The 14692-nt window shown below is 67.7% G+C and carries 14 protein-coding genes; 11 read left to right on the forward strand and 3 right to left on the reverse strand.

All coding sequences use genetic code 11. The features are described from left to right. Positions 1-33: 33 nt before the first annotated feature. Positions 34-1296: an ectonucleotide pyrophosphatase/phosphodiesterase gene (locus VFE83_RS05570; RefSeq protein WP_324903905.1), complete on the reverse strand. Its 1263-nt coding sequence runs from the start codon at positions 1294-1296 to the stop codon at positions 34-36. 103 nt (positions 1297-1399) lie between these two features. Here VFE83_RS05570 and VFE83_RS05575 point away from each other — a divergent pair, with 103 nt between their 5' ends. The 3 genes from VFE83_RS05575 to VFE83_RS05585 all read left to right on the forward strand — a co-directional run bounded on the left by VFE83_RS05575 (position 1400) and on the right by VFE83_RS05585 (position 2867). Further along, a complete protein-coding gene (locus VFE83_RS05575) occupies positions 1400-1945 on the forward strand; it encodes a DUF4440 domain-containing protein (RefSeq protein WP_324903907.1) in 546 nt (181 codons plus the stop codon). A 98-nt stretch (positions 1946-2043) separates the two neighbouring features. Then, positions 2044-2394, forward strand: a complete 351-nt coding sequence (locus VFE83_RS05580) for a hypothetical protein (RefSeq protein ID WP_324903909.1) — start codon at positions 2044-2046, stop codon at positions 2392-2394. Next, positions 2394-2867: a hypothetical protein gene (locus VFE83_RS05585; protein ID WP_324903911.1), complete on the forward strand. Its 474-nt coding sequence runs from the start codon at positions 2394-2396 to the stop codon at positions 2865-2867. Before VFE83_RS05580 ends, VFE83_RS05585 begins: the two co-directional genes overlap by 1 nt. Positions 2868-2881: 14 nt before the next feature. Here VFE83_RS05585 and VFE83_RS05590 read toward each other — a convergent pair whose 3' ends face one another. Next, on the reverse strand, positions 2882-3469 hold the full coding sequence (locus VFE83_RS05590) for a TetR/AcrR family transcriptional regulator (RefSeq protein WP_324903913.1): 588 nt from the start codon (positions 3467-3469) through the stop codon (positions 2882-2884). A gap of 161 nt (positions 3470-3630) precedes the next feature. Here VFE83_RS05590 and hutU point away from each other — a divergent pair, with 161 nt between their 5' ends. From hutU to VFE83_RS05620, 6 genes are all read left to right on the forward strand, one after another. Next, positions 3631-5295 carry a urocanate hydratase gene (gene hutU / locus VFE83_RS05595; RefSeq protein WP_324903915.1) on the forward strand — a complete coding sequence of 555 codons (1665 nt, stop codon included), beginning with the start codon at positions 3631-3633 and terminating at the stop codon, positions 5293-5295. 136 nt (positions 5296-5431) lie between these two features. Further along, positions 5432-6157, forward strand: a complete 726-nt coding sequence (locus tag VFE83_RS05600; protein WP_324903917.1) for a hypothetical protein — start codon at positions 5432-5434, stop codon at positions 6155-6157. Positions 6158-6349: 192 nt separating this feature from the next. Beyond that, entirely contained in the window at positions 6350-7510 is a 1161-nt protein-coding gene (locus VFE83_RS05605) for an AAA family ATPase (protein WP_324903918.1), read from the forward strand. Between the two features lie 85 nt (positions 7511-7595). Next, a complete protein-coding gene (locus VFE83_RS05610) occupies positions 7596-9044 on the forward strand; it encodes an MATE family efflux transporter (protein ID WP_324903920.1) in 1449 nt (482 codons plus the stop codon). A gap of 37 nt (positions 9045-9081) precedes the next feature. Next, complete coding sequence (locus VFE83_RS05615; RefSeq protein ID WP_324903922.1) at positions 9082-9759, forward strand: GNAT family N-acetyltransferase; 678 nt, start codon at positions 9082-9084, stop codon at positions 9757-9759. A 613-nt stretch (positions 9760-10372) separates the two neighbouring features. Further along, entirely contained in the window at positions 10373-10912 is a 540-nt protein-coding gene (locus VFE83_RS05620; RefSeq protein ID WP_324903924.1) for a hypothetical protein, read from the forward strand. A 9-nt stretch (positions 10913-10921) separates the two neighbouring features. Here the strand turns inward: VFE83_RS05620 and VFE83_RS05625 are convergent, their stop codons facing one another. After that, positions 10922-11734: a helix-turn-helix transcriptional regulator gene (locus VFE83_RS05625; protein ID WP_324903926.1), complete on the reverse strand. Its 813-nt coding sequence runs from the start codon at positions 11732-11734 to the stop codon at positions 10922-10924. Positions 11735-11891: 157 nt separating this feature from the next. Between VFE83_RS05625 and VFE83_RS05630 the strand changes: the two genes are divergently transcribed. Both VFE83_RS05630 and VFE83_RS05635 read left to right on the forward strand, forming a co-directional pair. Then, entirely contained in the window at positions 11892-12857 is a 966-nt protein-coding gene (locus VFE83_RS05630; protein WP_324903928.1) for an alpha/beta fold hydrolase, read from the forward strand. A gap of 138 nt (positions 12858-12995) precedes the next feature. Beyond that, positions 12996-14648, forward strand: a complete 1653-nt coding sequence (locus VFE83_RS05635; protein ID WP_324903930.1) for a PQQ-dependent sugar dehydrogenase — start codon at positions 12996-12998, stop codon at positions 14646-14648. Positions 14649-14692: the final 44 nt, after the last annotated feature.

The raw sequence follows: 14692 nt of genomic DNA on the forward strand, positions 1-14692 counted from the left end.
CGACCCCGCGCCGCGTCGCGATCACGCGCGCTCCTACGGCACGGACACCGGACGCAGCGCCGGCAACAGCGGCGTCACGTCGCCATCGTTCGGCGCCGGCTGCACACCCAGCAATCGCGCCAGCAGCGGATACACGTCGACGTTGTCGAATGCGGGCAGGCGCGCACCGGGCACGAACGACGGCCCGCGTGCGATGAACAGCGCACGCATCGAGGGCAGGGCCGGGTCGTAGCCGTGCGAACCGCGGATCGCATCCGGCGGACGCTTCGCCAGCTTCTGCGGATACAGCGCGTCCCAGCCTTCGTGCATCTGGCAGACGATGGGAGGCACACGCGGATTGCGTCCGTAGTGCCAGCGCTCGGGCAGCTGCTCACGTCGCCAGCAGTCGTACTGGGCGTGCTTGCCCACCAGCTTCTTCGCGACCGCCGCTTCGTGGCCGGCGTTGGGCACGATGCCGATCGACTGGCCGTCGGACACCACGGTGGCTTCGGCGGGCGACACGATGTCCTCCACGCCGATCGCATGACGCGGGCCGACCTTCGCCATGCCGTGGTCGGATACGACGACCAGGTCCACGCGATCCAGCAGCCCGCGCGCGGCCAGTCCGTCGTACAGCCGGCCGATGGCCGCATCCAGCCGCGCCAGCGTGGCGCCGACCTGCGGCGAATCCGGGCCGTAGTCGTGTCCCGCGTGGTCCAGCTGCTCGAAGTACATCGTCACGATGCGGGGCCGCTGTGCCGGCGGCGCGTCCAGCCAGGCCAGTACGTCGTCGACGCGGCGTTCGGCTGGCACCGACGGGTCGAACGATTTCACCAGTTCCGGACGGATGCCGCCGATCCGCGCCAGGCTGCCGGGCCAGGACCAGCTGGCACTGCGCAGGCCGTTCTTCTCGGCCGTCACCCAGATCGGCTCGCCGCCCCACCAGCGTGCTTCGGTCACCGCCTGCAGGTCGGCGACGGCGAACTCGCCGAGCTCCTCGTCGGCCATCTTGTTGTGGATCACGCCATGCCGGTCGGGCCGCAGGCCGGTCACCAGCGTGTAGTGGTTGGGGAAGGTGAGCGAGGGGTAGGACGGATTCATCCACGCCGCGCGTGCGCCTTCCCGCGCGATGCGATCCAGATTGGGCGTGCGTTCGGCCGACAGGTAATCCGCGCGAAAGGCATCGATGGAGACCAGCACCACCGCGTCGGCCCGCATCGCGGGTGCGGCCACAGCCGGCGGCGAAATCCCTTGGGTGGTGGAACAGGCGGCGAGGGCGAAGCAGGCGGCCAGTGCCGCAGCGCGAAGGAAATGCATCGGCCGATCATAGTGGGGCGGTATTGCGGCGTGACTTTAGTCGCTGGTGCCCGCCCCCGGCCTTGCCAATAGTGGCCGCTCCCGTCCCTGTCCCGGAGCCGTCATGAACCCTCGTGCGATCGCGCTGTTGCCCGTGCTTGTCTTCGCCATGACGGGAGCCGCCGCCCAGCCGGCGCCAGCGCCGAAACAGGCGCGGATGACCGCGGCCGAATGCGAGGTTTGGGCGCGCGAGCTCAGCTTCGCCCAGTCGGTCGCAGACCACGACGCCAAGGCGTTCGCCTCGCACCTGGAAAGCGACGCGGCGTTCGGCGCCAGCCTGCCGGAGCCCACCCGCGGGCGCGATGCGATCACGAAGCGCTGGGCCGGCATCATCGAAGGCAAGCGGTTCAAGCTCGCCTGGTATCCCACCCGCACGACCATCGGCGGCGTCGGCGACATCGCCTGGTCGAGCGGGCCGTCGCTGTTTGAGGACCTGGACCCGAACGCGAAGGAGCGCTACCGCATCGGCGCGTTCCACTCGGTCTGGGACCGCGGCGGCGATGGCGTGTGGCGGGTGCTGTTCGACGATGGTGTCGACCCCAAGCCCGCGACGGAGGCGCAGGTGGCGGAGTTCCGCGCCGGGCGGCAGGCCACCTGTCCACAAGCCTGACGACCGAATGAATGCGCCCAGCCGCTCACTGCCGGTTACAGGGCGCGGGCGTATGGTGCGGGTTGCGGCAATCGCGCCGTCCCCGCCTGGTGTCCGCCATGAATCGCATGACCCGCCACCGCTTCCTCGTCGCCGCCGGCCTGTCCGTCGCACTTGGCACCGTCGCGTTCGCCGCGTCCGCGCAAGGCGTTCCCACGGCCCAGCCGCAGGCAGCCGCGCCGTCCGACGCCGTCGCCAACGACGCGCAGGCCGTGCAGAAGCAACAGCAGGACCTGCGCGCCGCCGACTGCCTGACCCAGACCGGCACGCGCATCCGCACGCGTGACCCGAAGAGCGGCAAGGTGAACTGCCAGGGACCGGGGCGCAGCTACAGTCGCGACGAACTCGACCGCACAGGTGAAGTCGACCTGGCCGATGCGCTGCGTCGCATCGATCCTTCGGTGCGCTGATGGTGGTGGTGATGCACAACCTGAGCCGCATGCGCTGGGCGACGTCCCTGACACTCATGCTGCTGGCGTCGTCGGCATTTGCGCAGTCGCGCGCGCCGACGTTGATAACACCGATCCCGCAGCCTTCGTCGCCGGTGGGCACGCAGAACAACAACGCCAAATCGCTGGATACGTTGAACCGCCAGCTCGACAGTTCGAGCCGTCGCCTGCAGGCCGACACGCTGCGCGACCAGGTGCGCCGCAACGACCAGCTGATGCAGGCCGACCGCATGCAGACCGAACGCCGCCGCGCCGCCGCCGCGACACCGGCCGAGTCGGCGCGCATCCGCCAGGAGTACGAAACACGTCGAGCGGCTAACGATGCGTGGCGCGCGGGCAAGGAGCAGCAGGCCGATCGGCTGGAGAACGAGTCGATTCCCGCGCCTCCGCCGCCGAACGAAGTGAAGGCGCCGCTGATCGAACCGCGGCGCTGAGCCGCCGCGTGGCGCTACGCCGCGCGCAGCCCGTTGATCAGACGCTGCACTGATGCGTCGTAATGCCGGCGAAACGCCGCCTCGTCCAGATTGAAGCGCCCCGCGCGGTACAACACGATCAGTCCGTGCGTGTGGGCCCATAATGTTATCGCCACGTCCCATACGTCGTCCTGCGCCAGCGCACCAGCGCGCATCGCGTCCTCCACCGCATCGGCCACCACGTTGAGCGTGGGGGAGCGCCGTGCGCGGAAATCCTCGGGGAACTTCCGCGCGTCGGTGCGCGGCGCGGAGAACGCCTGGTTGAAGAGATGCGGATGGGCCAGCGCGTAGTCCAGGTAGATTCGCTGCACCGCCATCAGTCGTTCCATCACGTCGCTGCCGCGACCGCGAGCGTCCCAGTGCCGCGCGATCGCGTCGAAGCTGTCGTCGCCGATCCGCTTGAGCAACGCCTCGCGGCCCGGAAAGTGACGGTAGATCGCCATCGGCGTGACGCCCGCCAGCGCGGCGACGCGACGCATGGTGACGCCGGCAGCGCCCTCGCGCTCGAACAGCCCGCGTGCGGCGCGCAGGATGCGGTCAGCGGTGGCAGGGCGGCGCGGCATGTGTACAGCGTATACAAACCTGCGTCCGGGATGCCAAATCCCGGCGCGAATGCCCCGCGTGCCGCATCCGGGGCTCATCGCACGAGGAGGGCGGCGCGATAATTCCGGACCACGTTCCCGTGCGCCGCCCCTGCGGCCGCCCCAGCCGACGGAGCCGTCCGATGTCCACCCGCAAAGCCCCCTCCCGCGTGATCCGCGCACCGCGCGGAAGCGAAAAGACCTGCAAGTCGTGGCTCACCGAAGCCGCGTACCGGATGATCCAGAACAACCTCGACCCCGAGGTGGCGGAAAACCCGGCCGAGCTGGTCGTCTACGGCGGCATCGGCCGCGCCGCGCGCGACTGGGAAAGCTTCGATGCGATCCTCAAGTCGCTGCGCGAACTGGACGACAGCGAAACCCTTCTGGTGCAGTCGGGCAAGCCCGTCGGCATCTTCCCCACGCACGCGGATGCACCGCGCGTGCTGCTGGCCAATTCCAACCTGGTGCCGCACTGGGCGACGTGGGAACACTTCAACGAGCTCGATAAGAAAGGCCTGATGATGTACGGCCAGATGACGGCCGGCTCGTGGATCTACATCGGCAGCCAGGGCATCGTGCAGGGTACGTACGAGACCTTCGTCGAGATGGGACGCCAGCACTACGGCGGCGACCTCAAGGGCAAGTGGATCCTCACCGCCGGCCTGGGCGGCATGGGCGGCGCGCAGCCGCTGGCCGCATCGCTGGCCGGCGCGTGCTCGCTCAACATCGAGTGCCAGCAGAGCCGCATCGACATGCGCCTGCGCACGCGCTACGTCGACGAGCAGGCGACCGACCTGGACGACGCGCTGGCGCGCATCGACAAATACACCGAGGCCGGCGAAGCCAAGTCGATAGCGCTGCTGGGCAACGCAGCGGAGATCCTGCCGGAACTCGTGCGCCGCGGCGTGCGTCCGGATGCCGTGACCGACCAGACTTCCGCGCATGATCCGGTGCACGGCTACCTGCCGATCGGCTGGACGGTGGGCCAGTGGCAGCGCATGCAGACCGAAGATCCGGGTCGCGTACGCGACGCGGCGAAGAAGTCGATGCGCGTGCACGTGGAAGCGATGCTCGCCTTCGAGGACATGGGCATCCCCGTCTTCGACTACGGCAACAACATCCGCCAGATGGCCAAGGACGAAGGCTGCCAGAACGCGTTCGACTTCCCGGGCTTCGTACCGGCGTACGTGCGCCCGCTGTTCTGCCGCGGCGTCGGCCCGTTCCGCTGGGTCGCGCTGAGCGGCGACCCCGAGGACATATACAAGACCGACGCCAAGGTGAAGGAACTGATCCCCGACGACGCGCACCTGCATCGTTGGCTCGACATGGCGAAGGAACGCATCAGCTTCCAGGGCCTGCCGGCGCGCATCTGCTGGGTCGGTCTGGGCCTGCGCCACAAGCTGGGCCTGGCCTTCAACGAGATGGTGCGCAACGGCGAACTGAAGGCGCCGGTGGTGATCGGCCGCGACCACCTGGACAGCGGCAGCGTGGCCTCGCCCAACCGCGAAACCGAGGCGATGAAGGACGGCAGCGATGCCGTGTCCGACTGGCCGCTGCTCAACGCCATGCTCAATGTCGCCGGTGGCGCGACGTGGGTGTCGCTGCACCACGGCGGCGGCGTCGGCATGGGCTATTCGCAGCATTCGGGCGTGGTGATCGTCTGCGACGGCAGCGAAGCGGCCGACCAGCGTATCGCCCGCGTGCTGTGGAACGATCCCGGCACCGGCGTCATGCGGCATGCGGACGCGGGCTACGACATCGCCAGGCAGTGCGCGAAAGAGCAGGGCCTGAAGCTGCCGATGCTGTAAGCATCGCGCGCCTGCAGTGCCAACGGCCCGGCAAGTTCCGGGCCGTTTCCGTTTACGTGCCACGCACGACTTGTGGTTTGTCCGCTTTCGTTCGAAGCCGCCGTATCAACACGGCGACTTCGACGACGGACATACGATGGCCATTCCCTTCGACACTGCCACGCGCCGCCCCGGCCTGTGGGGCACCGGCGGCACGATCTGGATCTGGGCGCTGCTGGCGCTGGCGTTCGCCGGCTTCTGGCCCGGCTACGTCAGCCACATCGGCGAGAAGGATGCGGTCACGCACCTGCACGCCGGCCTGATGCTGGCGTGGTTCGGAATGCTGTTCGTGCAGCCATGGCTGGTGCGCACGCGTCGTCTCGCACTGCACCGGCAGGTCGGCAAGCTGTCCTATGCGCTGGTGCCGGCGCTCGTGCTGACCTGCGTGTGGCTGTCGCGCATCCGCATGGCGAATGCAACGCCGGAAAGCTTCGGCTTCCAATCGTTCGTGCTCTTCCTGGGATTGGCGGCTTCGGCGATCTTCCTGCTGTCGTGGTCGCTGGCCATCGTGAACCGGCGCGACACCGCACTGCATGCCCGCTACATGGTCGGCACGACGCTGACGCTGATCGATCCGGCGCTGGCGCGGCTGCTGTTCGCCACCGTTCCGGGCGTGGGCCCGATGATTCCACTGATCAGCTTCGGCCTGCTGTTCCTCATCCTCGGCCTGCTGATCTGGCGCGACCGCGGCCGCCACGGGCAACGCGCCTTCGTCGTGCTGACCGTGATGTTCGCGGTCGAGTTCGCGCTGATGCAGTTCGTGCCGCGCAGCGAGGGGTGGCAGACGTTCGCGCGCTGGTGGGGTGGTTTGCCGGTGGGGTAAGCGTGTCGCGGACTTATCGCGTTCTCTCGTGAACGGCATGAAGCAGGTCCGTTGAGCCCGACGGTCGCGGCCCGCTCCCTGCGGACACTGCTTGTGCCAGGACGGCATCCGGGAGAGGCCCGGCAGCGGCCGCGTCGCAGGACATGCGACGCTGTCGGCGAATATTGCCTAGCCCCTCCATGGAAGGACCGCATGCTGACCACGCTGGCCGTCGCCCATTACCGCTCCCTGCGAGAGCTCGTGGTGCCGATGACCGGGCTCAACCTGGTCACCGGCGCCAACGGCAGTGGCAAGTCGAACCTGTATCGCGCGCTGCGCCTGCTGGCCGAGACCGCGCGCGGAGGAGTCATTCCCGCACTGGCACGCGAGGGCGGGCTCGCCTCGACGCTCTGGGCTGGCCCGGAACGCATCAGCGCCCGCATGCAGCGGGGCGAAGTGCCGGTGGAAGGCACCGTCCGCCAGGAGCGCGTATCGCTGCGACTGGGCTTTGCGGGCGACGAGTTCGGCTATGCGATCGACCTCGGCCTGCCAGCGCCTTCATCGTCGGTGTTCGCGCGCGATCCGGAAATCAAGCGGGAGGTCATCTGGAGCGGGCCATTCCTGCGCGGTAGCAACGTGCTCGTCGACAGGCATGGCTCCTTGGTGCGCGTGCGCGAAGGACGGGGCTGGCGCGTTGCCGCCGAGCATCTGGGCGGGTTCGAGAGCCTGTTCGATCATGTCGCCGACCCGAAGTCGGCACCGGAGGTGCTGGTGCTGCGCGAGCGCATCCGCGGCTGGCGCTTCTACGACCACTTCCGTTCCGATCACGAGGCGCCCGCGCGCCTGCCGCAGCTTGGCACGCGCACGCCGGTGCTGAGCCACGACGGACGCGATCTGGCCGCGGCCTGGCAGACCATCGTGGAGACGGGCGATGCGCCGGCACTGCAGGCGGCCGTGAGCGATGCGTTCCCCGGCGCGCGCGTGTCGATCCAGATCGATGACGGACGCTTCCTGCTGATGTTCGACCAGCAGGGCCTGCTGCGGCCGCTTTCAGCGGCCGAACTGTCCGACGGGACGTTGCGTTACCTGCTCTGGATCGCGGCGCTGCACACGCCGCGCCCGCCGGAGCTGATGGTGCTTAACGAGCCGGAGACCAGCCTGCATCCCGACCTGCTGCCGGCGCTGGCGCGGCTCATCGCGACCGCATCGCGGCGATGCCAGGTGTGGGTGGTTTCGCATGCGTCGCGGCTGATCGCGGCGCTGGAAGCCGAACCCGACTGCAATACGCTGCGACTGGAGAAACAGTTCAGCCAGACCGGCGTGATCGGGCAGGGCCTGCTGGACGTGCCGGCATGGCACTGGCCCGAGCGTTGAACACTGCTGCAGATTGTCGATTCCGGCGCGTGTCGTTCGTCGCATACAGGACGGCACGCAAGGCCATGACCCAGGAAACCCTTGAATGAGCACCCCGCAGGAACGCAATCTCGAACGCGATGACACGCCCGGCGCTTCGGCCGACGCGTCGCATTCCCTCTGGTCCGAACTGCGCGATGCCCTCCGAGGCACCAGCGCGGACTACACGAAAATCCCGCTGCGCCGGGCGGTGTTCCTGCTGGCCGTGCCGATGGTGCTGGAGCTGGTGCTGGAGTCCACCTTCGCGGTGGTCGACATCTTCTTCGTCGGCAAGCTGGGCGCATCCGCCGTCGCCACGGTGGGATTGACCGAAACCTACCTGTTCCTGCTGTACTCCATCGCGATGGGCCTGGCGATGGCGGTGACGGCGATCATCGCGCGGCGCATCGGCGAGCAGAAACGCGAGGAGGCCGCGGTCACCGCGGTGCAGGCCATCTTCATCGCGCTGCTGGCATCGCTGCCCTTCTCGGTGCTGGGCATCGTGTTCGCGCAGGACATGCTGCGGTTGATGGGCGCCGATGCCTGGAGCATCGAGCACGGCTACCGCTACACGCAGTGGATGCTGGGTGGCAACGCCGTGATCATGCTGCTGTTCGTGATCAACGCGATCTTCCGCGGCGCGGGCGATGCGGCCAGCGCGATGCGCGTGCTTTGGGTGGCCAACGGCCTGAACATCGTGCTGGACCCGATCCTCATCTTCGGCCTGGGCCCGATTCCGGCCATGGGCGTGGAGGGCGCGGCGATCGCCACCAACATCGGTCGTGGCGCGGGTGTGCTGATGCAGTTGTGGATTTTGTTCCGCGGCGGCAAGCACATCGGCGTGGCGATCTCGCAGCTGGTCTGGCGCGGCGCGCTGGTCCTCAGCATCGTGCGTACGTCGCTGGGCGGCATCGGCCAGATGATCGTCGCGATGACGTCATGGATCTTCCTGATGCGCATCCTCGCCAGCATCGGCAGCGAAGCCGTCGCCGGTGCGACCATCGCCATCCGCATCATGATGTTCACGCTGATGCCGGCCTGGGGCATGTCCAACGCGGCGGCAACGCTGGTCGGGCAGAACCTGGGCGCGCAGCAGCCCGGGCGCGCCGAAGCGTCGGTGTGGCGCATCGGCTGGTACAACATGGCGTTCACGCTGGCCGTGTCGGTGGTGTTCTTCCTGTTCCACGACCGGCTCATCGCCATCTTCACCAACGATCCGGCGGTGATCGCCGTCGGCGGCGAATGGCTGCGCATCCTGTCGTACTCGTACTTCGTGTACGGATGGTGGATGGTGGCGGTGCAGGCGTTCAACGGCGCCGGCGACACGGTCACGCCGACCAAAATCAACATCGTGTTCTTCTGGCTGATCCAGATCCCGCTGTCGTATTGGCTGGCGCTGTCGCTGGGCTGGCAGCATTCGGGCGTGTTCTGGGCGGTGTTCGTGTCCGAGACCGCGGTCGGGTTGTTCACGCTGTGGCTGTTCTCGCGCGGCCGCTGGAAGACCGTGCAGGTTTGAGGCAGGTTAGGGGCCTGTCCATGTGGAGTGCGTCGCGGTGAGTGGTCACGTCCTCGACAATCCGATCTGGGAGTCCCTTCAGAGCCGGCACCGCGACATCGCCAGGGTCCATGGCGATGTCGCGCGCTATCCCGCACAGATCGCGCCGTTCCTCGGCGTGCCGCGCGACGGCGCGGACGCACGCGATGCGCTGCCGGCGCTGCTGGAGCCGGGCGAAACCACGCTGCTGATCGGCGCCGTGCCGCAGGTGCCCGACGGCTTTGAACTGAAGAAGCTGGCGATGCTGGCGCAGATGGTCTGCCCGCGCGAAGTCGAGGTCGTCCCCGGGCCCGAGGTCATCGAACTGGGCGAGGAGCATCGCGAGGACGTGCTGGCCCTGACCGCGCTGGTTTATCCGCACTACTTCCGCCCGTACACGATGCGGCTGGGCCGCTACTTCGGCATCTACCAGGAAGGCCGGCTGGCCGCGATCATCGGCGAGCGCATGGGCATGGATCAATGGCAGGAAATCAGTGCGGTGTGCACGCATCCGGACTTCCTGGGGCGGGGTTACGCGCGCCAGTTGCTGGCGATGCTGGGCAACGACAACCTGCGTCGCGGCCGCACGCCGTTCCTGCATGTGGCGCACGAGAATGCGCGGGCGGTGGATGTGTATCTACGGGGTGGGTATGAGATTCGATGCGATGTGGGGTTCTGGTCGCTGAGGCGGTGGTAGCTAGCCTTTGCCCTTCTCTGTCTTTGGTTGCCTCTGGCTCGTCCTCGTCCTCGTGCTCTTGCTCTACCTCTACCTCTACCTCTGCTCCGCCGTCGCCTTTGGTTTGCCGCTGTCACCCCCGCTTTGCTTCTGGCTTTTGCCTTTTGGTCGTCATCCCGGCGAAAGCCGGGATCCATTCGCCGTTGCTTCTGCTCTCGTCTGACGTTGCTCTTGCTCGTCATTCCCGCGAAGGCGGGGATCCATGGACTTTTCACGCTTTACCGAGTGTCGCTGAGAAGCGGAAAGCCAAAGCTTCCGTCCGTCTAAAGCCGGCCGGGTCACTTTTCTTTGCTGACCCAAAGAAAAGTAACCCAAAGAAAGGGTCTTCCCCGACGAAGCAATCCTACGACCGGAGAAGGAGTCGGCGCCCCGCAAGTCGGCATCCGTGCCTCCTTGCTATGCGCCGCACATCCATGTGCGACGCCCTCCGGGTCTAGATGTGTGTTTGGCTGTTGAACAGCAACAGCAACAGCAACAGCAACAGCAACAGCAACAGCAACAGCAACAGCAACCCGTGTCACATCTCCGAAACAAAAATGCAGCAAAGTCACCGGACTGTCATGAGGTGGTGCCGATGAACCGTCCGTTGCTGTTCTGCGCGATCGCGCTGTCGCTGGTGTTGTCGCCGCTGGTTGCCTTCGCGCAGCAGGCCTACGTGAACATTGAGCAGCGCCTTACGCCGGAGCAGTTGCGCAGCGTCGGTCTCACTTCGGCGCAGCTGGAGCAGCTCAATCGGTTGCTGCGCGAGGCGCAGGAGAAGGAAGCCGTAGCGGCTCCAATCGTGGCGGCGGCACCGGCTGTTGCATCGGCCACGACCACAGGTAACGCGACGCCCCAGCCATCGCGCGATGCCGGTCGTGACGATCGTTCCTCGCTGGTCGGCTTCAACGACGAGCCGATCCACAGCCGGCTGAAAGGCACCATCAGCCAGTGGGAGCCGGGCACCGTGTTCGAGCTGGAGAACGGTCAGCAGTGGAAGGTGCTCAAGGGCTACATGAAGCTGCCCAAGGCGCTGGAATCGCCCGAGATCGTGGTGGTTCCCGGTGTGGCCGGGCGCTGGTTCCTGCAGGTGCATGAGGACGCGCCCAAGGCGCGCGTCTATCGCATCGACTGAGCCGGTCGCTCAGGGCGTGTCGCCGCGCGCGAGCGCGCGGCACAGTTCGCCGGTGGCGTCGTCCACCGGGAAGCAGCATTCGATGCGCAGCTCGTCCAGCGTGATGTCGCGCGGCGTGCCGAACGTGGTGATGGTCGAGAAGAAGCGCAGGCGGTGTTCGTCACGACGCAGCACCGTGGTCAGCAGCGGTGTCGGGGCGACGTCGACCTCGCGCAGGCGCCACCGAGCCGGAACGCCGGGGTAGGCCAGCACTTCGTCGAGCAATGCGCGCGCCTGCATGTCCGACGGTGCGGCCGCCACTTCGACGTGCAGGTGGCGGATCAGATCGCCCGCCACTTCCTCCCAGTTGTCCACGGCCTCGCGCAGGTCGGCGGGGTCGAAGATCTGCCGGATCATGTTGCGATGCGCGCTGGCGCGGCCGCGCATCACGAACGTGTTTACGCGCAGCGCCGCGTCGTTGGCCATCAGCACGTCCCAATGCCGGTTCAGCACGAAGGCCGGGTAAGGCTCCTGCTGCGCCAGGATGAACTCGATGGCGCGCCGCACCTGTGCCAGTTGAGGCGTGGCGAGCGCGGTCTCGGGGTAGCGCGGTGCGTAGCCTGCAGCGACCAGCATCGCGTTGCGTTCGCGCAGGGACATGTCCAGCGCATCGGCCAGGCGTGCGAGCATGTAGCGGCTGGGCTGCGACTTGCCGGTCTCCACGCAGCTGAGATGACGCGGCGACACGCCGGCCTCCAGCGCAAGATCGAGCTGACTCAGCCGCCGGGCCGCACGCCACTCGCGCAGCAGGGCGCCCAACCGGCCGTGTCTGTCCGTCGTCATCGAGTCGGGTCTGTCCACGCGGGCAGCATACGGAGCAGGGGGAGTCGATTCCATGACCTGCGAGGTCATGGGCGCATGACCTGGCGCCTCGTTGAGCCGGACCCGCCGCGGGCGAATCATCGACGCCACACGGGACGGTTCCCGCAGGAGAACGGACATGCAACGCAGGCAGTTTCTCGAGGTGACCATGGGCGCGCTGGCCCTCGGTGCGATGCCGACCCTCGCATCGGCATTCGCAGGGAGCAGCCTGACGAGCGGCGATGCCGCGGACGCTGCCGCATTCCTGAAGGAGCGGCGCTTCCTGCGCACGCGCTTCGGCCACATCGCCTACGTGGAACGCGGCAAGGGTGATGCGGCGCTGTTCCTGCACGGGTTCCCGCTCAACGGTTATCAGTGGCGCGGAGCGCTGGCACGGCTGTCGCCGTACCGGCGCTGCATCGCGCCTGACTTTCTCGGGCTGGGCTATACGGAAGTCGCCCCGGGCCAGAGCGTCGCGCCGGATGCGCAGGTCGAAATGCTGGCGGAACTGTTGGATGCGCTGTCCGTCGACCGCGTCGACCTGATTGCCAACGACAGCGGCGGACAGGCGGCGCAGTTGTTCCTGGCGAAGCATCCGCACCGCGTGCGCACGTTGCTGCTGACCAACTGCGACTCCGAGATCGAATGCCCGCCGCCCGCGTTGGCGCCCGTGATCCAGCTCGCACGCGAAGGGCAGTTCGTCGCGCAATGGCTGGCACCGTGGCTGGCGGACAAGGCACTGGCACGTTCGAAGGACGGCCTCGGCGGACAGACCTTCACGCATGCCTCCAACCCCAGCGACGAGGCCATCGACGTGTACCTCGGCCCGCTGGTGCGCAATCCAGAGCGCACGCATGCCTACGCGATGTCGCTGGACCGCAACTGGCTGGAAGGCATCGGTCCAAAGCTGAGGGCCAGCAAGGCGCCCACGCGCATCGTCTGGGGTACCGGTGACACCATCTTCACCCGCCGGGGGGCCGAGCACCTGGAGCGCAGCTTCGCGCGATCGCGCGGCATCCGTTTCGTCCAAGGCGCACGATTGTTCTTTCCGGAGGAATATCCCGACCTGATCGCCGAAGAAGCGCGACGCCTCTGGCAGGTCTGACCGACGCACGAGGGTGCGTGGTGGACGGACGGCGGTGAACTGCGCGGTTTTTCACACACCGACGCAGTTGCGTCTGTCACGCTGTGCGCCGCCCGCAGGCGAGCCGCCGGCCGCCTGCGCAGGACAAGGAGCGAGGTCATGGTGCAGTCGGGTCGACGTCTGGTTCAGGTGCTGGTGCTCGCCTTCGCGGGCATGCTCGCGGCGTGCGGGGGCGGTGGTGGCGATGACGACTCGCCCGATCCGATCCCGGGCGCGCCGACCAACCGTCCGCCGGTCTTCACCTCGCCCACGTCGGCCACGGTGCCTGAAGCCACCGCCGGCGTGTTCTACACCGCCGTCGCGACCGATCCCGATGGCAGCGCGGTGACGTACTCGCTGAGCGGCGGCGCCGACCAGGCACGCTTCCGCATCACGTCGAGCGGTGCGCTGTCGTTCTTCTCGCCACCGGACTTCGAAACGCCGGCCGATGCGAACGCCGACAACATCTACCTGGTGACCATCACCGCCAGCGACGGCAGCCAGACGACGGCGTTGAACCTCACCGTCACGGTCACGGACGTCACCGGCGCGCCATTGCGCGTGCGCCGGGTGGCCACCGGCATGGACTTCCCGCTGTTCCTGGCGCCCGTGCCCGACACCACGGGCCGCGTGTTCGTGGTCGAACGTGCCGGCCGCATCCGCATCCTCAACCCGGCGACGGGCGCGATCGCGGCCACGCCTTTCCTCGACATCGTCGGCCAGGTATCGACCGATGGCGAACGCGGCCTGCTCGGCTTCGCCACCGCGCCGGACTTCGCGACCAGCGGCCGCTTCTACGTGTTCCTGACCGTGGCCGACGGCACCATCGAGGTGCGCCGTTACCTGACGCAGACCGCGAACCGCGACATCGCCGATCCGGCCAGCAGCGACGTCATCCTTCGCGTGCCGCATCCGCGCAGCAACCACAACGGCGGCTGGATCGGGTTCGGTCCGGACGGCCTGCTGTACATCGCCATAGGTGATGGCGGCGGAACCGGCGACCCGGACAACAACGGCCAGAACACGGGCACGCTGCTGGGCAAGATCCTGCGCATCGACCCGGCGACCGACGCGTTCCCGGCCGACAACAACCGCGATTACGCCATCCCGGCGAGCAATCCGTTTGCCACCAGCGGCGGCGCGCCGGAAGTGTGGGTCTACGGACTGCGCAATCCGTTCCGCAACAGTTTCGATCCGCTCACCGGCAACCTGTACATCGGCGATGTCGGGCAGGGCGCGGTCGAGGAAATCGACCTGGTGCGTCCCGGCGACGGCGGTGCCAACTTCGGCTGGCCGATCATGGAAGGCACGCAGCCGTATCGCGGCGGCCCGACTGCGGGCCTGACGCCGCCGGTGGCCGAATACCGGCATGGCACGGGCGCACGCGAAGGCGAATCGGTGACCGGTGGCCACGTATACCGCGGTCCGCTGGAGTCGCTGCGCGGCGAGTACGTGTTCGCCGACTTCGTCAATCCGAACGTGTGGAGCATCGCGTCGTCGCGCCTACTGCCCAACGCCACCTTCCCGTCGTCGGAGTTCCGCATCCGCACGGATTTCGCGCCCAATGCGGGCACCATCGACAACGTGGTCAGCTTCGGCGTGGACACGGCGAACAACCTGTACATCGTGGATTTCGACGGCGACGTCTTCATCATCGAACCGACACCGGGCGCGCTGGCAACGACCGCATCGGTGGCCGCACCGCAGCGCATCGACGTGGACGCCGGCTCGCTACTGGGCGATTGGCTGCGCGGCTGGATGGGCGGACGGTAGGCATCGCCCGAGTGGCGAGCAACGCTCGCCTGTCGCTTGAAACC

Origin of the sequence: Lysobacter sp., assembly GCF_035655815.1 — a bacterium.
Lineage (GTDB): Bacteria > Pseudomonadota > Gammaproteobacteria > Xanthomonadales > Xanthomonadaceae > Lysobacter_J.

Coding starts and splice junctions, on each gene's coding strand:
- VFE83_RS05570 (WP_324903905.1), bottom strand. CDS start 1,296: ATGCATTTCCTTCGCGCTGCGGCACTGGCCGCCTGCTTCGCCCTCGCC.
- VFE83_RS05575 (WP_324903907.1), top strand. CDS start 1,400: ATGAACCCTCGTGCGATCGCGCTGTTGCCCGTGCTTGTCTTCGCCATG.
- VFE83_RS05580 (WP_324903909.1), top strand. CDS start 2,044: ATGAATCGCATGACCCGCCACCGCTTCCTCGTCGCCGCCGGCCTGTCC.
- VFE83_RS05585 (WP_324903911.1), top strand. CDS start 2,394: ATGGTGGTGGTGATGCACAACCTGAGCCGCATGCGCTGGGCGACGTCC.
- VFE83_RS05590 (WP_324903913.1), bottom strand. CDS start 3,469: ATGCCGCGCCGCCCTGCCACCGCTGACCGCATCCTGCGCGCCGCACGC.
- hutU (WP_324903915.1), top strand. CDS start 3,631: ATGTCCACCCGCAAAGCCCCCTCCCGCGTGATCCGCGCACCGCGCGGA.
- VFE83_RS05600 (WP_324903917.1), top strand. CDS start 5,432: ATGGCCATTCCCTTCGACACTGCCACGCGCCGCCCCGGCCTGTGGGGC.
- VFE83_RS05605 (WP_324903918.1), top strand. CDS start 6,350: ATGCTGACCACGCTGGCCGTCGCCCATTACCGCTCCCTGCGAGAGCTC.
- VFE83_RS05610 (WP_324903920.1), top strand. CDS start 7,596: ATGAGCACCCCGCAGGAACGCAATCTCGAACGCGATGACACGCCCGGC.
- VFE83_RS05620 (WP_324903924.1), top strand. CDS start 10,373: ATGAACCGTCCGTTGCTGTTCTGCGCGATCGCGCTGTCGCTGGTGTTG.
- VFE83_RS05625 (WP_324903926.1), bottom strand. CDS start 11,734: ATGACGACGGACAGACACGGCCGGTTGGGCGCCCTGCTGCGCGAGTGG.
- VFE83_RS05630 (WP_324903928.1), top strand. CDS start 11,892: ATGCAACGCAGGCAGTTTCTCGAGGTGACCATGGGCGCGCTGGCCCTC.
- VFE83_RS05635 (WP_324903930.1), top strand. CDS start 12,996: ATGGTGCAGTCGGGTCGACGTCTGGTTCAGGTGCTGGTGCTCGCCTTC.